This window comes from Ruegeria sp. K5 (genome assembly GCF_056531805.1).
In genome coordinates this window covers 253,423-276,004 of record NZ_JBQFML010000005.1, presented here as the reverse complement: position 1 = coordinate 276,004, position 22,582 = coordinate 253,423, and the positions used below count along the sequence as shown (strand labels likewise).

The following is a 22,582-nucleotide window of genomic DNA, read 5'->3' as shown; positions in this document are numbered from 1 at the left end:
ACCATGCCGCGCGCCTTTTCCGAACTGACCTTCACCCCAGCCGTTCGCGCCCATCAGGAACGGATGGGATCGGCAAAAACCTATGCCAAGTTTATCGAAGGTGGCCCACAGCAAGGCCACCTGATCGGCGATGCGGAAAAAGCGTTTATCACAGCGCGGGACGGGTTCTATCAGGCCACCGTGTCCGAGACCGGATGGCCTTATGTTCAGTATCGCGGCGGCCCTGTCGGGTTCCTGAAAGTGCTGGGGACTCAGACCATCGGCTATGCAGATTTTTCCGGCAACAAGCAGTATATCTCGCGCGGGAATCTGAACGGGAACGATCGAATTGCGATGATCCTGATGGATTACGCCAATCAGCGCCGTCTCAAGATTCTGGGGCGTGTGGAGTTTACCGAAGGCGAGGCGGCCACAACCAGCCTGTATCCCGACGGGGCCACCACACGCGCCGAACGCGCCGTGATCATCCGGGTCGAGGCGCTGGACTGGAATTGCCCCAGCCATATCACGCCCCGTTATACCGAGGCTGAACTGCGCCCGCATCTGAACGCTTTGGGACAGCAACTGGCGCAGTTGCAGGCTGAAAATGAACGGCTGAAACAAGCACTGGCCCAATCGGATTAGGTCACAGAGACCCTTCAAATCACCTTCGCTGACGGAGGACGGACTACCATGCTACGTTCAACGATGAATATCGCCCTGATCTCGCTTGCAGGTGTCGGCTGCGCTTTGCTTGTTGTCCTCTATGGTTTTTTTGCCTCCCCGAATGCGGTCCGGACACAGCCTGCGACGGGTGAACAGACATTGTTGCTGGACCGCTTGCTGCAAAACTGACGGCGTACCTCGTCAGACGCCCTTCCGAATGCCCCAACTGCATTAACGCCTGATTTCCGCGAAAATCCATGGCGCGCCCCTTGACCTTCCCGTCACTGGAACCCTCATGTGGAGGGCAAAGATAGTTCCGAGACGAGTCGTATGGCACAGCCTCAACCAATACAGATCAAGATCACCGGACTGAACTGCGCCTCTTGCGTTGCGCGGGCCGAAGCTGCGTTGAACGGTGTTGCAGGCGTCGAGTCCGCCTCGGTCAACTTGGCAACCCACACTGCGCAGGTCGTAACCACGGGTCCGGTTACGGCGCTGACCGAAGCGCTGGACGATGCCGGTTATCCTGCGGCGATCGAACAGACTGTCCTTGCGCTCACCGGGATGAACTGCGCCTCTTGCGTGGCGAAGATCGAACGTGCGCTTGCCGCGACCACAGGTGTTTTGACTGCTGATGTCAATCTGGCGACCGGGTCGGCGCGGGTGACTTATCTTGAGGATGCCACCTCGCCCGAAACTCTGGCTCGGGTCGTGACCAATCTTGGCTATCCGGCCCGGATCGAGGGGCAGCGGGGCACTGCCCCCGCGACGCAGGATGACGAGGCGCAAACCCTGAAGCGGTCCACACTGCTGGCCGCGCTGCTTGCGGCACCGGTGTTCATACTCGAGATGGGCGGGCATATGATCCCTGCCTTCCATCATTGGGTGCACGGCACCATTGGCGGGCAAGCCAGTCAGTTGATCCAATTCGCGTTGACCTCGGTTCTGCTGATCGGTCCCGGGCGGGTGTTCTATCAAAAGGGCATCCCGTCCCTGCTGCGCGGAACGCCGGATATGAACGCGCTGGTCGCGTTGGGAACCGGTGCCGCCTACCTCTATTCGGTGACCGCCACCTTTACCCCCGGCGTGCTGCCGCAGGGCACAGCAGATGTGTATTTCGAAGCCGCCGCTGTCATCGTGGTTCTGATCCTTCTGGGCCGCTGGATGGAGGCGCGCGCCAAAGGCAAAACCGGCGCAGCCATTCGCAAGCTGATCGGGCTGCAACCCAAAACCGCGCGAGTTGAACAGGGCGGCGCTGCTGTCGACCGCCCCATTGCCGAAATCACTGTGGGCGACATCCTGCAAATTCGACCCGGTGAACGCATCGCGGTCGATGGGCAGGTGTTGGAGGGCTCTACGTTTGTGGATGAAAGCATGATCACAGGCGAGCCCGTTCCGGTCGGCAAATCACCCGGTGATCCAGTTGTTGGCGGCACCGTGAACGGAACCGGTGCTCTGCGGGTGCAGGCCACGCGTGTCGGGGCCGATACAGTCCTGGCGCAGGTCATTCGATTGGTGGAACAGGCGCAGGGGGCCAAACTGCCAATCCAGGGGCTGGTGGACCGGATCACCTATCGCTTTGTTCCGGCGGTCATCACTGTCGCTGTTCTGACCGTCCTCGCGTGGTTGCTATTCGGGCCTGCGCCCTCTTTGCCGCTGGCGCTGGTGGCCGGGGTCTCGGTCCTGATCATCGCCTGCCCCTGCGCCATGGGTCTGGCAACACCGACCTCGATCATGGTCGGCACCGGCCGTGCAGCCGAGCTGGGCGTGCTGTTCCGCAAGGGCGATGCGTTGCAGCAATTGCAACAGGCAAAGGTGATCGCATTGGACAAGACCGGTACGTTGACACTGGGCCGTCCCGAATTCGACAACATTACACCGACAACCGGATTCGATCCGACCGAGGTGCTTCGTTTGGCTGCGGCGTTGGAAGCACGTTCAGAGCATCCGATCGCATCGGCAATCACGCGCGCCGGTCCCGCAGATTTGCCCGATGCCTCCGAGGTTCAATCCCTGACGGGCCTCGGGGTGCAGGGCGTGGTCGAAGGTCGGCGCGTTCTGATCGGATCCAAGACCCTGATGCAGCAGCAAGGCCTTGACCTTGACGACCTGCAAGCCGAGTCTGACGCCCGCGCCACCGAAGGCGCAACGCCACTTTTCATGGCGATTGATGGGCGGCTGGCGGCGGCGCTGTATGTTTCCGACCCGATAAAACCCGGCACGCCCGAGGCATTGGCGCGCCTGCGCGAGGCCGGTTTGACGCTGGCGATGGTCACCGGTGACAACACCCGTACGGCGAGGGCATTGGCCAACCGTTTGGGTATCGACCATATCACAGCCGAAGTCCTGCCGGACGGAAAACGGGACGCGATACAATCCTTGCAGGACCGGTTTGGCACCCTGGCTTTCGTCGGCGACGGCATCAACGACGCCCCTGCCCTTGCTGCGGCCGACATAGGTGTCGCCATTGGCACCGGCACAGACGTAGCGATTGAGACTGCGGACGTCGTTCTGATGTCCGGCGATTTGCGCGGTGTTGCGAATGCCGTTGAAATCAGTCGCCGCACAATGCGTAACATCCGGCAGAATCTGGGCTGGGCCTTTGGATATAACATCCTTCTGATCCCGGTTGCAGCGGGGGTTCTCTATCCGTTTGGGGGTCACTTGCTGTCCCCGGCCTTGGCCGCAGGGGCGATGGCCTTGTCCAGTGTCTTTGTCGTCTCGAACGCGCTGCGCCTGCGGCGGGTGCGCGCGGATCTGCCTGATAACGCAAAGGCGACATCCAAGGAGGTCCGCGCATGAATATCGGAGATGTCGCTGCCCAAACCGGCCTGCCCGCCAAAACCATCCGCTACTACGAAGAGATTGCTCTGATCAAACCCCTGCGCGACGACAATGGGTACCGGGTCTTCCGCCCTCAGGACCTGCACAAGCTGACCTTTCTGGGCCGCGCCCGCGCTTTGGGGTTCACCATCGAAGACTGCCGCACCCTGCTGGCGCTTTACGAAGACGAAACGCGGGCCAGTGCGGATGTCAAACGGGTGGCCCGCGATCATCTGGCGCAGATCGATGCCAAGATCGCGGACCTGAAGGCCATGCGCGACACGCTGAGTCACCTGATCGACGCCTGTGCAGGGGATGATCGCCCCGACTGCCCGATCCTTCAGGATCTGGGCGGCAAGGCATGACGCGGGGTTGCCCTTTGGGCGCAGCTTTGCTTTGTCTCTGACCAACACTCCGGCCCGCTGAATGATACGGGGCCGGTCAGCAGAGAGGATCACCAAATGGCAAAAGTTGCGTTTCTGGGTTTGGGCGTCATGGGCTATCCAATGGCCGGACATTTGCAGGCGGCGGGTCATGAGGTGACCGTTTTCAATCGGACAGCCGCAAAGGCCGAAGCCTGGGTTGCCCAACATGGCGGCGCGATGGCGATCACCCCGCAAGACGCTGCTAAGGGCGCAGATTTCGTGATGGCCTGCGTCGGCAATGACGACGACCTGCGCATGGTCTGCACCGGCGAGGGCGGCGCCTTTCACGGCATGGCCGAAGGTGCAACATTCGTTGATCACACCACCGTGTCCGCCAAGGTCACACGCGAGCTGTATGCCGCGGCGCAAAGCAAGGGGATTGCCTTTGTGGACGCCCCGATCTCGGGCGGTCAGGCGGGTGCCGAGAATGGCGCATTGTCGATCATGTGTGGCGGCGATCAGGTGGCTTACGATGCGGCTGAACCAATCATGCAGGTCTATTCCAAGATCTGCCGCAGGATCGGTGACAGCGGCGCGGGGCAGATGACCAAGATGTGCAACCAGATTGCCATTGCCGGTCTGGTTCAGGGCCTGAGCGAAGCGTTGCATTTTGCCGAAAAGGCCGGCTTGGATGGGCGCTCGGTCGTTGAGGTGATCAGCCAGGGTGCTGCGGGCAGCTGGCAGATGGCGAACCGCTATGAAACCATGCTGGACGATCATTTCGATCATGGATTTGCGGTGGACTGGATGCGCAAGGATTTGGGGATCTGTCTGGAGACGGCGAATGAAACCGGGGCCTCCCTGCCGGTGACGGCTTTGGTCGACCAGTTCTACAAGGATGTGCAAAAGCTGGGCGGCGGTCGGTGGGACACGTCCTCGCTGTTCAAGCGTTTGCGCGCGCTGGACTGAGGTCAGGGGGGCTGTCTGCCCCCCGCCGCGCCTGAGGGCGCGTCTCCCCCCGAAGATATTTTCAGCCAGATGAAGGGGATCCTGGTGTCGGACGAACAGGGTATGAGCGATATGACTGTGTTCTGGGCAACTGCGCTGCGGCTGCACTGGGGGCTTGAGGCGCGTTTGACGCGGCTGGATGGTGAGTATGATCTGAACTTTCTGGTGCAGGCGAAAAACGGTCAGGATTACATTCTGAAGGTCATGCGCCCCGGCTGCGCGCGCGGTTTGGTGGATCTGCAGATCAAGGCGTTGGAGCATATTGCCGCGACGGCCCCGGGCCTGCCCTTCCCAAAGGTCTTTGCGGATTTGAATGGCGACGTTTTGCCGGAGATTCAGGACGAAACCGGTGCATCCCGTTTGGTCTGGCTGCTTGAGTGCTTGCCCGGCGAGTGTTACGCGCAAGCCGCGCCCAAAAGCGAGGAATTGATCCTGAGGTTGGGGCGCGTTCTTGGCGCGACGGATCGGGCGTTGGAAGGCTTCGCGCATGACGGGTTGGATCGGGCAGGGTTCAAGTGGGATCTGACGCAGGCCGGTTGGATCGCGGATCAACTGGGCGTCATTCAGGATGAAGACCGGCGCAGATTGCTAGGCGAAATCGTCGCCGGGTTCGACGCCATTTCGGACACGCTTGCGAGCCTGCCGAGACAGGCCATTCACAACGACGCCAACGATTACAATGTTCTGGTCGATGGCGCGCTGGGTCAGGGCCAGACCGTCACGGGCCTGATCGATCTGGGTGATATGTGCGCAGCGCCCCGCGTGTGCGACCTGGCCATTGCCGGTGCCTATGTCGTGCTGGATCACCCGAAACCCGAACGCGCCCTGACAGCGTTGGTGCGCGGCTATCACGCCGCGAACCGTCTGAGCCCGCAGGAGCTTGATCTGATCTGGCCACTTCTGCGGATGCGGCTGGCTGTGTCCGTGGTGAACTCGACCCTGATGGCGGCGGAAAACCCGGATGATCCCTATGTGACGATTTCACAGGCTCCGGCGTGGCGGTTTCTGGAAAACGCTGCGGTCAATGGCGGCTTGATGCCAGCACGTCTGCGCGCCGCATGTCACGTGCCGGTCACCGACGGGGCCGAACGTGTTCACGCCTATCTGGCGGCACATCGCGGTCACTTTGCCCAGATGTTCGGACAGGACCTTGGCGAGGTTCCCATGGGCTCGCTGTCGGTGGAAAACTCGACCTGGCCGCAAAACCCGTTCCACATGCCTTTGGAAGAGGCAGCGCGGGTCGGGGAAGAGTTCGGAGACGGGTTCTGGCTCGGATATTACAACGAACCGCGGCTGATTTATGCGGAACCGGGGTTTCGCAAAGGCCCGTGGAAGGCGTCCGACCGGCGGACAGTGCATCTGGCGGTGGATGTCTTTGCCCCGGCAGGCACCGCATTGCACGCGCCTGTCAGTGGGCGGGTCGAAGTGGTCGAAAACCGGGACAGCCATCTGGATTATGGCGGCGTGGTGATCCTGCGCCATGAAACGCCCCAAGGCGATCCGTTCTACACCCTCTACGGTCATCTGGACCCCGAGGTCTGTGATCGGCTGAAACCGGGCGATCCCGTGGCGCAGGGCGCGGCCTTCGCACAGCTTGGCGATGCCAGCCAGAATGGCGGCTGGGCCCCGCATGTGCATTTCCAATTGGCGCTGACAACGGTTGGGATGGAGGCCGCCTGGCCCGGCGTGGGCGACCCGGACGAGATGTTCCTGTGGCACGCGGTCTGCCCGAACCCCGCCGCGTTGTTGAACTTGCCGGATGACAAGGTGCTCTATCAACCGACCGACAAGCAGGCCATTCTGCAAGGCCGCCATGATCATTTCGGCGGCAACCTGTCGCTGACCTATGATGATCCGGTCATGCTGGTGCGCGGGTGGAAGCACCATCTGTTCGACGAATGGGGTCGCCCCTATTTGGACGCGTATAACAACGTCCCCCATGTGGGCCATGCGCATCCTCGCATTCAGGCCGTTGCGGCGGATCAGTTGAAGCGCATGAACTCGAACACGCGGTATCTGCATCCGGCACAGACGGCGTTTGCCGATAAGGTCTTGTCGAAACTGCCCGATCACCTTGAGGTCTGTTTCTTCGTCAATTCCGGCACCGAGGCCAACGAACTGGCCCTGCGGCTGGCCCGCGCCCATACCGGGGCCAAGGGGATCGTGACGCCGGATCATGGTTATCACGGCAATACCAACGCGGCGGTGGCAATCTCGGCCTATAAGTTCAACAAACCCGGCGGGGTTGGTCAGGCGGATTGGGTCGAACTGGTCGAGGTCGCGGATGATTATCGCGGATCGTTCCGGCGCGATGATCCGGACCGCGCCCAGAAGTTCGCCGATTTCGTCGATCCGGCGATCACCGCGTTGCAAAGCAAAGGCCATGGGCTTGCCGGGTTCATCGCAGAAACCTTCCCCTCGGTCGGGGGGCAGATCATTCCGCCCAAGGGCTATCTGCCTGCCGTTTATGAGAAAATTCGCGCTGCTGGGGGTGTTTGCATCGCGGATGAGGTGCAAACCGGGCTGGGTCGTCTGGGTGACTACTATTTCGGTTTTGAGCATCAGGGCGCGTTGCCGGACATCGTGGTGATGGGCAAGCCCATCGGTAACGGCCACCCTCTGGGCGTTGTGGTCACCACCAAAGAGATCGCCCAAAGCTTTGACAACGGGATCGAGTTTTTCTCGACCTTTGGCGGCTCGACCCTGTCTTGCCGGATCGGCAAAGAGGTGCTGGATATCGTCGATGACGAAGGCCTGCAGGAGAATGCGCGCCTGATGGGTGCGCGGCTGATCGACGGGTTGCGCCAGATCGAATCTGATTTCGGATGTGTCGGAGATGTTCGCGGGATGGGGCTGTTTCTGGGGGTGGAGTTGATCAACCCCGACGGCTCGGAAGGCACTGAAATCTGCAAATACGTCAAGAACCGGATGCGCGACCACCGCATCCTGATCGGCAGTGAGGGGCCAAAGGACAATATCCTGAAAATCCGCCCGCCCCTGACCATCGAAGCCGAGGATGTGGATATGATCCTGTTCGCGCTTAGGGATGTGTTGTCAGAGGTCGGTGATTTCACTCCGGCGCAGGTTTGCGATCACGACCACCATCACGCGGGATGTGGCTGCTGCTGACAAAGTAACCCCGGCCGTTAAGCCGGGGTTTACCGCGTCGTTTAGTGCAACACGGTCGAGGGGGTCTGGTGGCCGGTGGTCTGCATCGGAATGGCCGTCATCATGCGCCGCAGGGTCAGGCCCAGTTCCTCGGACAGTGATGCCAGAGCCGGGGCAAAATCCGGACGCACGATCAGGGATGCCATCATCATCGCATCCTCGCGCGCGCCTTCGGCTGCCGCGCCGATCATTTGCGCGAAACAGTTTTCATCCGCGCCCAGGCATCCGCATCCCAACCCATGCCGCACCAGCGGTCGGCGACCGTGATGGGCACAAAGCGAGCACAGCCGATCCAGCGTCAGCATCGCCGCCCGGCCCTGATCCGCGCCCAGCGCAATGTCGAAATCACTTGCTGCATCCGCACGGCCCTTGGGGCCATCGCCCCAAAGCCGCAGATACATAACAGCACCTGCTTCGATCGGGTCGAGGTCGGACAACCGGCCAACGGACGCCCCACCCCGCGACGTCGGCGCGCTCATTTGGTGAGAATCAATTTGCCCGCGCGGGTGATGCGCAGGGTATACATTTGATCGCCCAGCTCGATATGGGCCAGGTTGCCACCCTTTGTCAGCTCTTCGGCTTTGTGCGAAGGCAGCATGGACACAGCATAGGATTGAGTAGGGTTCGGGGTCGGGGTCTGCGCGTTCATCGGTCAACTCCAGAAGTTTTCAGGCAAACGGCCTTGTTTGTTCGCGGTTTATTACTCTGGCTGACCCGAGAATGGGCTGGCTCTCTGTTCCTGCGCTTAATCTGATTATTTTAGTAAGGTATGTCAAGTGCCCTGTTTGCACGCGCGGGAATTTGCCGGTTTGCGACCAGCGCCAAGCCACGATAAGTCTTTGACAAATTCAGCAATTAGGCAGGTATTCAGTGATGGCAGCGGTTGTATTTGACCTCGATGGAACTCTGATCGACAGCCTCGGCGATATCGTGGCAGCCGCAAACCGGACGCTGGACGACGTCGGCCTGCCGCCCCTGCCCCCAGAGGTCATCGGTCGATTCGTCGGAAACGGTCTGCCCAAGCTGGTCGAGCGCGTGATCCGGCACTGTAACCTGCCGATGGACCGCCACAGCGAACTGACCAAAGTGATGCTGGCCCATTACAATGCCGGGGCCAGCAAAACGACTGTGCCCTATGATGGCATTCCCGAGGCGTTGGACGACCTCAGACGCATGGGCTGTACCCTTGGCGTCTGTACCAACAAGCCCGAGGCCCCGGCCCATCACATTCTGGATGCGCTCAACCTGTCACCTTTCTTCGATGCGGTCCTTGGTGGCGACAGCCTGGACACACGAAAACCCGACCCCAGCCACCTGTTCGCCAGCTTTGACGCGCTCAGCGCCCCAGGGCCACGCCTGTTTGTCGGGGACAGCGAAGTGGATGCAGAAACCTCGGACCGGGCGGGGATTCCATTTCTGCTGTTTACCCAAGGCTACCGAAAATCGCCGGTCGCGGAGATTCCGCACACCGTTGCCTATGACAGTGCAACCGAATTACCGGCGTTGGTATCTCGGATGCTGGAAGAGGCACAGTAAACCCACGCCCAAAAATTATTGAGGGGCCGGCCGAGGGGGTAGTGACCAGCCCCTCATCGGGGAAAAACTGTTTGGTCGCGCGCGACCTGTGGTTGGGTTCGTTCTAACGAATCCCTTTTCGCGGCGAAATTGGGGGTTTCCCGTAGAGAAACAAAAAAGTTGCAAAAGGCTGCTTTGGATACCTGCGACGGTCCCGCAGTATCAATCAGGCCGACCTGGCGAACAGGATGCTGTTCACGCTCGTTCCGCGACTTCTGCGAGCCTTAGTCCTATTGTGCGGCAGAGTTCACACCGCGTTGATCCTGATAGTGTTTTGCCTTCGACATTTTCCCGATACCCGGATTGAACGAGTTGGTCGGATCGCAGCATGTGTAATGTGCCGCCAGATCGGGCTTGGCCTTATACAGGTGGCCAACATTGTGTTCTGCCGGGTATTCCGCCCCGCGCTGATCGAACAGCTTCAGCATCGCAGCCTTGAGCGCCTTGGGATCTGCCCCCTTCCGGACCACGTAATCCTGATGCATCACGTGGCACATGAAGTGGCCGTAATAGAGTTTGTGGACCAGTTGATCCTCGATCTCGGGGGGCAGTTTTTCCAACCATTCCCTATCGTTGCGGCGCAGGGCGACATCCAGCGCGATGATGTCTTCAACCTCATTGGCATGGATGGCCATATAGCGCACGGCGGCACCCGCGGCGGCAAACCGGTGCAGACCGGCAATCTTGGCCTCGCGCGCGTCGCATTCGAAGAAATCCGCATCACGGTCTTTCAGAAATTCCGGCAACCAACTGGCGGCCTCGGCGATGCCACCCTCTTTCATCTTCAGGATCAGGTGGTGTTCGTACTTGTCCCGGAACTGCGTCATTCGTTTAGGCAGTACGCGGGGCCACAAAGACACCGCCATTTGCATGAACCTGTCGGTAAAACTGCTGAGGAACGGAACGCGGCGCAAACGGGCATCCACGGCCCCCTTCATGGCAAAGAAGAATGGCAGCCGATCTGTGCCCAGCTTGTCGATCATCACCACCGTGTCCTTGCCGTATTTCGCGGTGATGTCGAATACCTCACGCTGCATGTATTCGGCGGATACCGGCAGAGACTGGAACTCGGACAGGATATGTCGACGCAAGTCTGCCAGATCCTCGGGGTCGTTGGTTCCGATATAGAAGACCTGTTCGGCCTTGTTCTTGGGGAAGGTATCAAGACGCACGGCAAACACCGCCAATTTTCCGGCGGATCCGGCGGATTCGAACAGTTTGGCCTTGTCCGCGTTGAACCGCGCAGGTGTTTCGGCATCCACGTCCCGTACGATCTGCGCATAGTCGCTGGCCGAGGCGCGCTTGTTCGTCGCCCCCGGATTGCGCTCGAACTGTCCTGCATCGAGATTGGCAAGGATTTCCTCGGGCGTTTCGCCCAGATCGATGCCCAGATGGTTGACCAGTTCCAACTCGCCCTGTTCGGTGATCCGGGCATAGACGGACAGTTCCGTATAAACCGGCCCGCGTTCAACCAGCGAACCGCCCGAGTTGTTGCAGACGCCACCCACAATCGACGCGCCGATACAGGATGATCCGATCACCGAATGCGGCTCGCGCCCAAGCGGGGCCAGCAGTTTCTCCAATGCAAACAGGGTGGCGCCCGGAAAGCTGACGATCTGCGCGCCATCATTCAGGGGCACCAGAGCATCCATCCGCCGCGTGTTGATCAGCACCACATCGCGATCATAACTGCCCGAAGGGGTCGACCCCTCGGTCAGTCCGGTATTGGCCGCCTGCATAATGACGATCTTGTCGGCGGCAACGCAGGCTTGCAGCACCTTCCACTGTTCCAACAAAGAACCGGGTTGAATGACGCACAGCGCCTCCCCCTCGCCCGAGCGGAAGCCGCGCCGGAACCGTTCGGTCGCGCGTTCGCCTGTCAGGACGTGGCGCGATCCGACGATGGAACGGAAATGTTTGATCAGCGCGTCATTGGTCATGGCAGCCTCCGGCCCGTTCTATACGTTGCGAAAACGGATGTTCTCGCGGCTCAGTTGATCGATGCTGGTGACGCCCATCAGTTTCATGTCGCGTTCAATCTCGGCCCGCATCAAGCCAAGGGAGCGTTCGACCCCCGCCTGCCCTGCAGCGGCCAGCGGGTACAGATAGTGCCGTCCGACGCCCACAGCTTTGGCCCCTATCGACAGTGCCTTCAGCACATGCGTGCCACGTTGGATGCCACTGTCCATCATCACGTCCAGCTTGTCACCCACCGCATCGACAATCTCGGCCAGTTGATCGAACGGCGTGCGCGATCCGTCCAGTTGCCGCCCGCCGTGGTTCGACAGGATGATGCCGGTGCAGCCGATCTCAGCCGCGCGTTTGGCGTCCTCGACGGTCATGACGCCCTTGAGGCAGAACTGACCGTCCCAGTCGCGCACCATCTGCGCCACGTCATCCCAGTTCATCGACGGATCCAGCATGTCGGTGAAATACCCACCGATGGAGCTGGCCCCACCGCCCATATCCACATGCTCCTCTAGCTGCGGCAGGCGAAATTTCTCATGCGTAACATAGTTGATCCCCCACATCGGCTTGATTGCGAACTGGATCATGCCGCCCAGCGTTAGGCGGAACGGGATCGAGAACCCGGTGCGCAGGTCGCGTTCGCGGTTGCCGCCGGTGATGCTGTCAACGGTCAGCATCATCACCTCGACACCAGCCTCTTTAGCGCGCTGCATCATGGCCGAGTTCAACCCGCGATCCTTGTGGAAGTAAAACTGATAGACCTGTGGGTTCTTGTGTTTCTGGCGCAGTTCTTCCAGCGACACCGTCCCCAGTGACGAGACCCCGAACATCGTCCCGTATTTCTCAGCCGCCGCCGCCACCGCGCGTTCCCCCTGATGGTGGAACAGGCGCTGCAGGGCGGTGGGTGAGCAATAGACCGGCATATCCAGCTTTTGCCCCATCACCGTCACCGACATATCCACGTCCTTCACGCCGCGCAGGACCGAGGGCAACAGGTCGCAACGGTCGAACGCGTTGGTATTTTCGCGATACGTCACCTCATCATCCGCGCCACCGTCGATGTAGTTGAAGATCGGTCCCGGCAGCCGCTGTTTGGCCAACCGCCGGAAATCGTGGAAGTTATGACATTGGGTCAGGCGCATTGTTGAGGCTCCTTAATAGGCGACCGAGGGCAGCCAGGTGGCCAATGTGGGCCACAGGAAGACCAGCGCCAGACCGGTCAGCTGCAACAGGACAAAGGGGATGATGCCTTTGTAGATGTGGGTCAGCTTGATCTCGGGCGGGCAGACGCCTTTCAGATAGAACAGGGCGAATCCAACCGGCGGTGTCAGGAAGCTGGTTTGCAGCGTCACCGCGACAAGGATGACAAACCACACCAGCGCCGGTTCATCCAGAACGCCAAAACCGGGAATGTCGATGCCCAACCCGTTCACGATGGGGCGCATCAGGGGCAGCACGATCAGCGTGATCTCGATCCAGTCCAGCACAAAGCCCAGGAGGAAGACGATGAACAGGATGAATAGGATCGTGCCGTTGGCACCGAACCCGGTTGATTGGACGACGTGTTCGATCAGCTCGTCCCCACCCAGTTCCCGCAGGACGTAGGAGAAAACGGTCGCGCCAAGGAAGATCGCGAAGATATAGGCGGTGGTGTTGAAGGTCGAGACCAGCACGTTCCACAGTTTCGCGAAGGTCAGCTTGCGATAGCCAAGCGCCAGCAGCGTCGCACCCAACGCACCGATACCTGAGGCCTCGGTTGGAGTGGTCAGACCAGCAAAGATCGACCCCAGAACCGCGAGGATCAGCATCAGCGTCGGGATGACCGCGATCAGCACGTCCTTGACGGCGGCCCAGTCGGGGGCCTTTGCGCCCTCGGGCACCGGGGCTGCGTCGCGTTTCACCAGCGCGAGGATGAAGATATAGGTCAGGTACAGACCACCGATGATCACGCCCGGAAAGACGGCGGCCATGAACAGGTCTCCGACAGACAGGGCCATCTGGTCGGCCATGATCACCAGCATGATCGACGGCGGGATCAGAATGCCCAGCGTGCCCGAGGCTGAAACCACACCCGCCGCTAGTGTCGGCTGGTATTTCTGCTGCATCATCGAAGGCAGCGACAGCACACCCAGCAGAACAACCGACGCACCAATGATGCCGGTCGAGGCAGCCAGAATGATCCCGATCAGGGTCACGGTGATCGCCAGCCCCCCGCGCACCGTCCCGAACAGGCGCTGCATCGAGGACATCAGACGCTCGGCCACACCGGATTCGTCCAGCATCAGGCCCATGAAGATAAACATCGGCAAGGCCACGAGAACCGCGTTGGACATGGTCGCATAAACCCGGTTCACCACCGCGCCGAGGGTCAGGTAATCGAGCCCCGTAAATGTGCTTTCAAGGCCCGTCCACAGCATCAGATCATTGTCGAACAGGTAGGCCAGACCACAGTAGGCCACACCGACACCGGCCAGAACCCAAGCCACCGGGTAGCCGGTAAACAGCAGCGCGATGAAGGTCAGGAACATCGCGATGACCAGCTTTTCCTCGGTCGTCTCAACAAGGAACGTCAGGCCCACGCAAACGGCGGCAAAGACAGCCAGCACCAGCAGGATACGGCGCAGCGGCGCGCCTTCGCGTTCCGAGGCCGGTCCGTATAGCAACGCGTGCCCATCGTGGATCAACCGCGCCAGCGCCGCCAAAGCCAGCAGGATGAAACTGATCGGAATCACCGCCTTGAACGCCCAACGTGCAGGCAGACCGGTGGGGCTGTCAGACCGTTCATTGACGCGGAAGCTTTCGTAGAAATAGTCATAGCCCTGATCGATCATCAGGTAGATGAACGGGGTCAGCAGGGTCAGGATGCCGATCACTTCGATGATCCGCTGCGCCCGGCGTGACAGCTGCATATGCAAGACGTCCACACGCACATGGCTGTCGGTGATCAGGGCATAGGAAATGCCGATCATCGTGACGATGCCGTAGAAATGCCACTGGATCTCATCCAGCTTGGGATAGTTCTGGCTGAACAGATAGCGCAGCGAGACCTGAGAAAAGATCGCCGCCATCAGCAGGACGTTCGCCCACATGACCACGTGACCTACGGCCTTGACGCTGGTGTCGATGGCAACGGCGATTTTCTGGCGGTCGGTCTCGGGATGTTCCAGGATGCCTTCATAGGCTTCGACCGGATCGTTGAGGTTCTTTTGCGTGGCCATGGTCATTCCTCGCTCAGCAGCCCGGCGCGCGGGCGGTGAAAGGTTAGAAAGTCCGAAATTCAGAAACAAAGAACCGGAGCGACGGTTGCCGCCGCCCCGGTTGCGTCAGTCAGGAAGGTTACTGACGCGGGAGGAAGGCGTTGGTCTTCCACAGGTCATAGCCGTCACGGAATTCGTTCATGTCGGCCAGGACTTTGGCAAAGAAGGCGTCGTTTGCGGCTTCCTCAGCAGCAACCTCTTCCCAGGTCGCGCGGAAGGTATCCAGCATCTCGGGCGACCATTGCTTGATGGTGACACCGTTGTTTTCGACATTGTCGATCAGCGCTGCGTGTTGAATGGCTTCGCCTTCGGCAAAGCTGTCCGCCATCGAGGCCTTACAGGCGTTTTCGATGATTGCCTTGTGCTGATCGCTGGTCTCGTTCCAGACGTCCTTATTGATCATCAACTCAAACACGGTCGCCTGCTGGTGCCAGCCGGGGAAATAGTTGAACTTGACCAGCTTGTGGAAGCCCAGACGCGCATCGATCGCGGGCATCGAGAATTCGGTCGCGTCGATGGCGCCTTTTTCCAGTGCTGGGAAAATCTCACCACCCGGTAGCAACGAGGTCGCAACGCCCAGTTTCTGCATGACTTTGCCGCCCAGACCGAAGAAACGCATCTTCAGACCGTTCAGGTCTTCGGGCGAGTTGATCTCGGTCGCAAACCAGCCCGAAGTTTCGGGGGCAATAACCGCGCAAGGGATGACGTGGACGTTGTAGCCGGCCTGATCGTACATCTCCTGATACAGGCTCATGCCGTTGCCGTAATACAGCCATGCCATATATTCGCCTGCCTCGGGACCGAAGGGCACAGCCGAGAACAGCGGCGCGGCGGGGATTTTACCTGCCCAATACCCAGCAGTGGTGTAGCCCGAGTTGATCTTGCCGGTGGACACAGCGTCCAGAATTTCGAACGGCGGAACCAGCTTGCCCGGCTCATACACCTTCATTTTTAGCGTACCGCCCGACATCAGGTCCAGTTGCTCGGCCACGCGCGGAATCGGCGAGCCCAGGCCGGGCAATTCGGTCGAGAAGGCAATCGGGGTTTTCAGCAAAAGCTTGTCAGCGGCAATCGCTGGTGCGGCCAGAACGCTGGCAGCAACGGCCAGGCTCGTCAGGGTCTTCTTCATGAAATCTCCTCCAGGGTAGGTCGGGCAAGTGCCTCGATCAGCGGCGCAGGCTCTTCCAGCGCCTCTCCGGTGGTAAATTAACTTTACCATTACAAACCAGTCAACAATTTTGTTTACCAATGGGCAAGATCACCAAGGCGATTACAGGAGCTTTCCTAATTTAGTTTGATCGACGATGGGCATTCCCTCAGCGTCCGCCGTGCCAAAAATCGCATTTAAATGAACGAATTGCGCGCAAAAATCAGGCACAGCGTGTTTTCTTGAGTTTTTCCAACAGATGGTTATATTTATTTACCAATAGACCCGTTCTTTACACCCAAAGCGAGGCGACACCCATGTCCACCAAAGCGATTTTCGAACCAGTCGGACACGAATCGCTGGCTGACGCAGTGGTTGCGCAGATCGAGGATCTGATTGCTTCGGGCATCCTGAAACAGGGGCGCAAACTGCCGTCGGAACGCGATCTGGCTGAGATGCTGCGCGTGTCACGCCCGAAGCTGCGCGAGGCATTGTCGGTTCTGGAAGAACGCGGCTTAGTGACCACGCAACACGGGGAAGGCACCTTTGTTGCCGCTTTGACCGGCCAAGCGATGCTGCCAGCCCTGTTGGCCCTTTATGAACGGCACGAGCCTGCGTTTTTCGACTATCTGGAATACCGGCGCGAGCAAGAAGGCTTTGCCGCCCGTCTCGCCGCGCGTCGTGCGACCAAGGCCGATAAGGAACGTATTGCCGAGATTCTGGCCGAAAACGAACGAGCCTGGCATGAGAATGACGCAAAGGCATCGCGCGAGGCTGATTTTGCGCTGCACGCCGCAATTGTCGATGCCAGCCAGAACGCCACGTTGATCCATATGATGGCCTCGATCTACGAGTTGACCAAACAGGGCGTTTTCTACAACCGCAGCTTTTTGAAATCGATTGATGGTTCGGGCAAGAAGCTGCTCGACCAACATCTGGAACTTGGTCAGTCCGTCATAGATGGGGACGAGCAGCGCGCTGAACAGGCGGCGTTCGATCATATCGATTTCGTGGAAGACTCGTTCCGGCTGGGCATCGAACAACAGCGGCGCGAGGTGATGGCTGAAAAGCGGCGGATACTCTCAACGTGACTGAATGAGACCAAGATCGCCTCAACGACCAAAAAATAAAAATATTTTCCACTATATGAAAAATACGACCTGCCCCCTATGATTTTGCCGAAACGCAATAAGGGGGCTGGATTGGACACACCCAAACGACCGCGCGGCAGGCCGAAATCCCTGTTCAAGGAAAGCTCGGCCGGGACGCTGCAATCTCTGGACCGCGCCCTTGGAACCCTCAGCGCCGTTGCCCGGCTGGAACGCTGCACCCTGACGGATCTGAGCCGCGAAACCGGCGTGCCGACCGCAACCACCCATCGCATACTGGCCACGCTCGCCAATCGCGGCTTTGTGCGTTTCGATGAAGACCGGCAGGAATGGATGGTCGGGATCGAGGCGTATCGCGCCGGGGCCGCCTTTTTGAAACGCAACAACGTGGTCGAAATCTCGCGACCCATCATGCACAGGCTGATGCAGGAGACCGGCGAGACCGCAAATCTGGCCGTACCAGACGCCGGAGACGTGGTTTTTGTCGGCCAGATCGAGACGAAAAACCCGATCCGCGCCTTTTTCCCGCCGGGTGCGCGGACGCCCATGTACGCCTCGGGCACGGGCAAGGCAATTCTGGCCGCGATGGAGCCCGATGGCGTGCGGAAACTGCTGTCTTCATCAACGCTCGAAGCCTTCACCGAACGCACACACAGCGACGTCGCTTCCCTTGAAGCAGATCTGAAGGTTATCCGGCAGCGCGGCTGGTCTTATGATGTCGAGGAACGCTATCTTGGGATGTCCTGTATCGGTGCGGTGATATTCAACGAACAAAACCTGCCCTGCGCCGGAGTGTCCGTGTCCGGGCCAACCGCGCGGTTTAATTCGGAAACGATTGATCGGTTCGGCGATCTGGTCTCAGCCGCTGCACGTGAAATCACGCGCGCCGTTGGTGGGCGGCCGATGCACCCTGATTAGATGTCCTGTCCGGGCGGGTCCAACGGTCCGCCGGGTGCCAGCAGGGCCCGTTCCGACAACCAGGGATTAAGGTCCAGCGCGTCTTTTAGCGCGGTTCTTGCCTCGTCCAGCCGGTTCAGGCCAAGCAGCGACAAGGCCCGCCCGCTGATCGCCGCAACATGGTTCGGAGACAGCTCAATCGCGATGTCGAGGTCGCGCAGCGCCGATCCGTAATCCTGCCGCAGGTAATTGACAAAGGCCCGCTGATTGTACCCTTCCGCATATTGCGGGCAGTAGTCGACTAGCGCGTTCAACTCGTCCAAAGCCCCGATCAGGTCCCAAGCCTCGCGCCGCGCCATGCCCCGATCCAGCATAGTCTGGGATTTGGCATCGGGCGCATCGGTCCAAAGCTCCCACATCTGGCTGGAGAATACGCGCGCCTCGGTCTCGGACCCGGCCTTTTGGGTCTGCGCAATCAGGTCACTGACGCCGTCGATATGATCTGGCGCGTCCGGGCAAGACTGTGCTGTCGCCGCAGACGCTACCGCACACCCAATGATCGCTGCCTGGAGTAGATGTCGCATAATCCAAGGATGGCGCGGGATGAGGTTCTGTCAAGTTGCGTCCAGTGCGCCCAGCATTCCGGTTTCCTTTACAGCCTCCATCGCGACAAAGGTCGATGTGCTGGCCACATGCGGCAGGGACGAGATCTTTTCGGCCAAAACAGCCCGGTATTCCGACATGGAACCGGTCCTGACCTTCAGCAGATAGTCGAAATTCGACGCAATCATATGCGCCTGTTCGATCTCGGCAATCTTGCGGACCGCCGCATTAAACTCGGCCAGCGCCTTTTCCCGCGTGTCCGTCATGCGCACCTCGACAAAGGCCACGTGATCCAATCCCAGCCGGATCGGATCCAGCATCGCGCGGTAGCCTTTGATGACCCCATCCGCCTCAAGCCGTTTCAACCGCGCCTGCGTCGGAGATTTGGACAACCCGATCCGCCGGGCCAGATCCGCGACCGAGATACGCCCATCCTCGGCCAGGGCTTGCAGGATGGACCGGTCGAACCGATCCAGTTCAGGAAAGTGCATTTGCATCGTTCAAAACCCAAATTTCAGGCGAATGGCCCATGATACATCAACCTTCAAGCGATTGTCCTGATTTTTTACGCATATACTACTAAAAACGCCCGGAGGATTCATGTCACACAGCCTGCGCACCCTAATCGACACTCAAACCTATGCGGAGCAGTCATCTGTGCTGCAGTCCCAGATCGACACGGCAAACCTGACCGACGCAGATCGCACCGCCATTTGCGCTGCCGCCGCCCAGCTGGTCCGCGACATCCGGTCAAGCACCTCGCCGGGGATGATGGAGGTGTTTCTGGCCGAATACGGCCTGTCGACCGACGAAGGCGTGGCCTTGATGTGTCTGGCCGAGGCGCTGTTGCGCGTGCCGGATGCAGACACGATCGACGCGCTGATCGAAGACAAGATTGCGCCCTCGGACTGGGGCAAGCATCTGGGCCAGTCCTCATCCTCGCTGGTCAATGCCTCGACCTGGGCTTTGATGCTGACCGGCAAGGTGCTGGATGAAGGCAAGGCGTCCCCCGTCAGCGCCCTGCGCGGGGCGATCAAACGGCTGGGTGAGCCGGTCATTCGCACCGCCGTTGGCCGCGCCATGAAGGAAATGGGCCGGCAATTCGTTCTGGGAGAGACCATTCAATCCGCCATGGGCCGCGCCAGCGGGATGGAGGCCAAGGGCTACACCTATTCCTATGACATGCTGGGCGAGGCCGCGCGCACCGAGGCCGACGCCGCCCGCTATCACCTGTCCTATTCCCGCGCCATCGCCGCCATTGCCGAGGCGTGCACCCATGACGACATCCGCGCAAACCCCGGCATCTCGGTCAAGCTGTCCGCCCTGCACCCGCGCTATGAATTGGCACAGGAAGAGCGTGTCATGGATGAGCTGGTGCCGCGCCTGCGCGCACTGGCCCTGTTGGCCAAAGCCGCCGGGATGGGCCTGAACGTGGACGCCGAAGAGGCCGACCGCCTGTCCCTGTCGTTGCAAGTGATCGAAGAGGTTATGGCCGAGCCTGCGCTGGCCGGTTGGGATGGCTTTGGCATCGTTGTGCAGGCTTACGGGCCGCGCGCGGGGTTGGTGCTGGACACGCTCTATGACATGGCGCAGCGCCATGACCGCAAGCTGATGGTCCGTCTGGTCAAAGGCGCCTATTGGGATACCGAGATCAAGCGTGCGCAGGTCGAAGGGGTCGATGGGTTCCCTGTCTTTACTCACAAGGCTGCCACCGATGTGTCCTATGTCGCCAATGCGCGCAAGTTGCTGGGCATGACCGACCGCATTTATCCGCAATTCGCGACCCACAACGCCCACACCGTCAGCGCCATTCTTCATATGGCCAAGGATCAGCCGTTCGAATTCCAACGCCTGCACGGCATGGGTGAGACGCTGCATCAACTGGTCATGGAGAAGCACAAGACCCGCTGCCGCATCTATGCTCCCGTCGGGGCGCATCGTGACCTTCTGGCCTATCTGGTCCGGCGCTTGCTGGAAAACGGCGCGAACTCGTCCTTCGTGAACCAGATCGTGGATGAGGCTGTGCCGCCGGAAGAGGTTGCAGCCGACCCGTTCACCGCCGTTCAGTCAGCCTCAACACCGCTGCCGACCGGGCCGGAACTGTTTCTGCCGGAACGCCCAAATTCCAAGGGGTTTGACCTGCGGCATACACCGACGCTCGACAAGATCGATGCGGCGCGGGACCGGTTCCGGGCGCATCACTGGTATGCGCAGCCCCTGCTGTCCGAGCGGGCCAAACCCGCGGCAGATCAACCTGTCATCAACCCGGCGCACCCTCAGGACAAGCCCGGCGCGGTTGCCCCCGCCAGCACCGCAGATGTCGAACTGGCTTTGGCCTCGGCCAGCCCATGGCAGGCCCCTGCCGCGCAACGCACTGAGGTTCTGAACAAGGCCGCTGATCTGTACGAGGCCCATTTCGGTGAGCTGTTCGCCCTTTTGGCCCGCGAGGCCGGTAAATCGCTGCTTGATGCGGTGGCTGAGCTGCGCGAGGCGGTAGATTTCCTGCGCTACTATGCGGCCAACATCCCTGCGGCCAAGCCTGCCGGGATTTTCACCTGCATCAGCCCGTGGAACTTCCCGCTGGCGATCTTCACCGGTCAGATTTCCGCAGCGCTGGCAACCGGCAATGCGGTTCTGGCAAAACCCGCGCCGCAAACCCCGCTGATCGCGCATCGCGCCATTCAGTTGCTGCACGAGGCCGGGGTGCCCCGTGATGCGCTGCAACTGCTTCCCGGCGGGCCAGAGGTGGGCGCGGCGCTGACCTCGGACGCGCGCATCTCGGGCGTGGCCTTCACGGGATCGACGGCAACGGCGCTGAAAATCCGCTCGGCCATGGCGCAGAACATGCGGCCCGGCACGCCGTTGATCGCGGAAACAGGCGGGCTGAATGCGATGATCGTCGACAGCACCGCGCTGCCGGAACAGGCCGTGCAATCGATCATCGAAAGCGCGTTTCAGTCCGCTGGCCAGCGATGCTCGGCCCTGCGTTGCCTGTATCTGCAAGAGGACATCGCCGAGGATGTACTGACGATGCTCAAGGGCGCGATGGATGCGCTGCGCGTCGGCGACCCGTGGCTGATTTCAACCGATTGCGGCCCGGTGATCGACGAAACCGCGCGTCAGGGCATTGCGGATCACGTCGCCAAAGCGCGGGCCGAAGGGCGCGTTCTCAAGGAACTCGGCACCCCGCCCGAGGGGGTGTTTATCGCCCCGACACTGATCGAAATCAGCGGTATCGCTGATCTTGAGCGTGAAATCTTTGGCCCGGTTCTGCACGTGGCCCGCTTCAAAGCACAAAAGATCGATCAGGTGATCGCGGACATCAACGCCACCGGATATGGCCTGACCTTCGGCCTGCACACGCGTATCGACGACCGCGTCCAGCACGTGACCGAGGCGATCCACGCGGGCAACGTTTATGTCAACCGCAACCAGATCGGGGCCATCGTCGGTTCTCAGCCCTTCGGTGGCGAGGGGCTGTCGGGCACCGGGCCCAAGGCGGGGGGCCCCAACTATATGGCCCGGTTCTGCGCACCGGATCGCCAGTCGGCATCTGAGACCTGGAGCGCATCGGCAGAGTTGCCCGCGCCAAAAGGCCAACCTGCACCGGTTCAGACGCAAACCCTGCCCGGACCGACAGGGGAATCGAACCGGTTGTCCGAGTTTGCACGGCCACCGGTCCTGTGCCTTGGCCCCGGTTCCACGGCATCACATGCACAGGCCGATGCGGTTCTGGCCTTGGGTGGAACCGCGATTGAGGCTGCCGGAGCGCTTGATCTGCATCGCTTGGAGAACCTGACCGGCATTTCGGGCGTTTTGTGGTGGGGCGATGAGGATACCGCCCGTCAGATCGAACAGCATCTGGCCCGTCGCGACGGTCCGATCCTGCCGCTGATCCCCGGCCTGCCGGACCGCGCCCGCGTGTTGGGCGAACGGCATGTCTGTGTCGATACCACAGCCGCAGGCGGTAACGCCGCGTTGTTGGGCGGTGCGGCATAAGCTGACCTTGACGCTGGG

18 protein-coding genes are annotated in these 22,582 nt (G+C 60.5%); 10 read left to right on the top strand and 8 right to left on the bottom strand.

Annotated features, from left to right (window positions below; genetic code table 11):
• Positions 1–3 precede the first annotated feature (3 nt).
• The 6 genes from ACR0MO_RS15400 (at position 4) to ACR0MO_RS15375 (ending at position 7,970) form a co-directional block, all read left to right on the top strand.
• Positions 4–624: a pyridoxamine 5'-phosphate oxidase family protein gene (locus tag ACR0MO_RS15400; protein WP_480892131.1), complete on the top strand. Its 621-nt coding sequence runs from the start codon at positions 4–6 to the stop codon at positions 622–624.
• Positions 625–672: 48 nt separating this feature from the next.
• Positions 673–834, top strand: coding sequence for a hypothetical protein (locus ACR0MO_RS15395; RefSeq protein ID WP_480892129.1), 162 nt, complete (start codon positions 673–675; stop codon positions 832–834).
• Positions 835–975: 141 nt separating this feature from the next.
• A complete protein-coding gene (locus ACR0MO_RS15390) occupies positions 976–3,447 on the top strand; it encodes a heavy metal translocating P-type ATPase (protein ID WP_480892126.1) in 2,472 nt (823 codons plus the stop codon).
• Positions 3,444–3,833, top strand: a complete 390-nt coding sequence (gene cueR, locus ACR0MO_RS15385; RefSeq protein ID WP_170452536.1) for a Cu(I)-responsive transcriptional regulator — start codon at positions 3,444–3,446, stop codon at positions 3,831–3,833. The genes ACR0MO_RS15390 and cueR overlap by 4 nt, the downstream gene beginning before the upstream one ends.
• 96 nt (positions 3,834–3,929) lie before the next feature.
• The gene (locus ACR0MO_RS15380) at positions 3,930–4,802 is read left to right on the top strand and encodes an NAD(P)-dependent oxidoreductase (RefSeq protein ID WP_170452538.1); all 873 of its coding nucleotides are present in this window, start codon (positions 3,930–3,932) and stop codon (positions 4,800–4,802) included.
• Positions 4,803–4,871: 69 nt separating this feature from the next.
• Complete coding sequence (locus ACR0MO_RS15375) at positions 4,872–7,970, top strand: aminotransferase class III-fold pyridoxal phosphate-dependent enzyme (protein WP_480892123.1); 3,099 nt, start codon at positions 4,872–4,874, stop codon at positions 7,968–7,970.
• Positions 7,971–8,011: 41 nt separating this feature from the next.
• Here the strand turns inward: ACR0MO_RS15375 and ACR0MO_RS15370 are convergent, their stop codons facing one another.
• Both ACR0MO_RS15370 and hemP read right to left on the bottom strand, forming a co-directional pair.
• Positions 8,012–8,488 carry a hypothetical protein gene (locus tag ACR0MO_RS15370; RefSeq protein WP_170452540.1) on the bottom strand — a complete coding sequence of 159 codons (477 nt, stop codon included), beginning with the start codon at positions 8,486–8,488 and terminating at the stop codon, positions 8,012–8,014.
• Complete coding sequence (hemP, locus tag ACR0MO_RS15365) at positions 8,485–8,658, bottom strand: hemin uptake protein HemP (RefSeq protein WP_170452542.1); 174 nt, start codon at positions 8,656–8,658, stop codon at positions 8,485–8,487. The genes ACR0MO_RS15370 and hemP overlap by 4 nt, the downstream gene beginning before the upstream one ends.
• A gap of 224 nt (positions 8,659–8,882) precedes the next feature.
• Between hemP and gph the strand changes: the two genes are divergently transcribed.
• On the top strand, positions 8,883–9,545 hold the full coding sequence (gph, locus tag ACR0MO_RS15360; RefSeq protein ID WP_480626333.1) for a phosphoglycolate phosphatase: 663 nt from the start codon (positions 8,883–8,885) through the stop codon (positions 9,543–9,545).
• Positions 9,546–9,814: 269 nt separating this feature from the next.
• On the opposite strand, the gene dld is transcribed toward gph, so the two are convergent.
• From dld to ACR0MO_RS15340, 4 genes are all read right to left on the bottom strand, one after another.
• Complete coding sequence (gene dld / locus ACR0MO_RS15355; RefSeq protein ID WP_170452547.1) at positions 9,815–11,524, bottom strand: D-lactate dehydrogenase; 1,710 nt, start codon at positions 11,522–11,524, stop codon at positions 9,815–9,817.
• An 18-nt stretch (positions 11,525–11,542) separates the two neighbouring features.
• A complete protein-coding gene (locus ACR0MO_RS15350) occupies positions 11,543–12,694 on the bottom strand; it encodes an alpha-hydroxy acid oxidase (RefSeq protein WP_170452549.1) in 1,152 nt (383 codons plus the stop codon).
• 12 nt (positions 12,695–12,706) lie between these two features.
• Positions 12,707–14,770, bottom strand: a complete 2,064-nt coding sequence (locus ACR0MO_RS15345) for a TRAP transporter large permease subunit (RefSeq protein WP_170521776.1) — start codon at positions 14,768–14,770, stop codon at positions 12,707–12,709.
• Between the two features lie 118 nt (positions 14,771–14,888).
• Positions 14,889–15,938, bottom strand: coding sequence for a TRAP transporter substrate-binding protein (locus ACR0MO_RS15340; RefSeq protein WP_170521774.1), 1,050 nt, complete (start codon positions 15,936–15,938; stop codon positions 14,889–14,891).
• Positions 15,939–16,273: 335 nt separating this feature from the next.
• Here ACR0MO_RS15340 and ACR0MO_RS15335 point away from each other — a divergent pair, with 335 nt between their 5' ends.
• Positions 16,274–17,047 (top strand): FadR/GntR family transcriptional regulator, encoded by a 774-nt coding sequence (locus tag ACR0MO_RS15335; RefSeq protein WP_170622919.1) that lies wholly within the window; start codon positions 16,274–16,276, stop codon positions 17,045–17,047.
• A 111-nt stretch (positions 17,048–17,158) separates the two neighbouring features.
• Positions 17,159–17,983, top strand: coding sequence for an IclR family transcriptional regulator (locus ACR0MO_RS15330; RefSeq protein ID WP_170452555.1), 825 nt, complete (start codon positions 17,159–17,161; stop codon positions 17,981–17,983).
• Here the strand turns inward: ACR0MO_RS15330 and ACR0MO_RS15325 are convergent.
• Entirely contained in the window at positions 17,980–18,546 is a 567-nt protein-coding gene (locus ACR0MO_RS15325) for a tetratricopeptide repeat protein (protein WP_170452557.1), read from the bottom strand. The genes ACR0MO_RS15330 and ACR0MO_RS15325 overlap by 4 nt on opposite strands.
• 30 nt (positions 18,547–18,576) lie before the next feature.
• Entirely contained in the window at positions 18,577–19,062 is a 486-nt protein-coding gene (locus ACR0MO_RS15320; RefSeq protein ID WP_170622915.1) for a winged helix-turn-helix transcriptional regulator, read from the bottom strand.
• Positions 19,063–19,165: 103 nt separating this feature from the next.
• Here ACR0MO_RS15320 and putA point away from each other — a divergent pair, with 103 nt between their 5' ends.
• The gene (putA, locus tag ACR0MO_RS15315; RefSeq protein WP_480892118.1) at positions 19,166–22,564 is read left to right on the top strand and encodes a bifunctional proline dehydrogenase/L-glutamate gamma-semialdehyde dehydrogenase PutA; all 3,399 of its coding nucleotides are present in this window, start codon (positions 19,166–19,168) and stop codon (positions 22,562–22,564) included.
• The last annotated feature ends 18 nt before the right edge of the window (positions 22,565–22,582 follow it).

Coding starts and splice junctions, on each gene's coding strand:
- ACR0MO_RS15400 (WP_480892131.1), top strand. CDS start 4: ATGCCGCGCGCCTTTTCCGAACTGACCTTCACCCCAGCCGTTCGCGCC.
- ACR0MO_RS15395 (WP_480892129.1), top strand. CDS start 673: ATGCTACGTTCAACGATGAATATCGCCCTGATCTCGCTTGCAGGTGTC.
- ACR0MO_RS15390 (WP_480892126.1), top strand. CDS start 976: ATGGCACAGCCTCAACCAATACAGATCAAGATCACCGGACTGAACTGC.
- cueR (WP_170452536.1), top strand. CDS start 3,444: ATGAATATCGGAGATGTCGCTGCCCAAACCGGCCTGCCCGCCAAAACC.
- ACR0MO_RS15380 (WP_170452538.1), top strand. CDS start 3,930: ATGGCAAAAGTTGCGTTTCTGGGTTTGGGCGTCATGGGCTATCCAATG.
- ACR0MO_RS15375 (WP_480892123.1), top strand. CDS start 4,872: ATGAAGGGGATCCTGGTGTCGGACGAACAGGGTATGAGCGATATGACT.
- ACR0MO_RS15370 (WP_170452540.1), bottom strand. CDS start 8,488: ATGAGCGCGCCGACGTCGCGGGGTGGGGCGTCCGTTGGCCGGTTGTCC.
- hemP (WP_170452542.1), bottom strand. CDS start 8,658: ATGAACGCGCAGACCCCGACCCCGAACCCTACTCAATCCTATGCTGTG.
- gph (WP_480626333.1), top strand. CDS start 8,883: ATGGCAGCGGTTGTATTTGACCTCGATGGAACTCTGATCGACAGCCTC.
- dld (WP_170452547.1), bottom strand. CDS start 11,524: ATGACCAATGACGCGCTGATCAAACATTTCCGTTCCATCGTCGGATCG.
- ACR0MO_RS15350 (WP_170452549.1), bottom strand. CDS start 12,694: ATGCGCCTGACCCAATGTCATAACTTCCACGATTTCCGGCGGTTGGCC.
- ACR0MO_RS15345 (WP_170521776.1), bottom strand. CDS start 14,770: ATGGCCACGCAAAAGAACCTCAACGATCCGGTCGAAGCCTATGAAGGC.
- ACR0MO_RS15340 (WP_170521774.1), bottom strand. CDS start 15,938: ATGAAGAAGACCCTGACGAGCCTGGCCGTTGCTGCCAGCGTTCTGGCC.
- ACR0MO_RS15335 (WP_170622919.1), top strand. CDS start 16,274: ATGTCCACCAAAGCGATTTTCGAACCAGTCGGACACGAATCGCTGGCT.
- ACR0MO_RS15325 (WP_170452557.1), bottom strand. CDS start 18,546: ATGCGACATCTACTCCAGGCAGCGATCATTGGGTGTGCGGTAGCGTCT.
- ACR0MO_RS15320 (WP_170622915.1), bottom strand. CDS start 19,062: ATGCAAATGCACTTTCCTGAACTGGATCGGTTCGACCGGTCCATCCTG.
- putA (WP_480892118.1), top strand. CDS start 19,166: ATGTCACACAGCCTGCGCACCCTAATCGACACTCAAACCTATGCGGAG.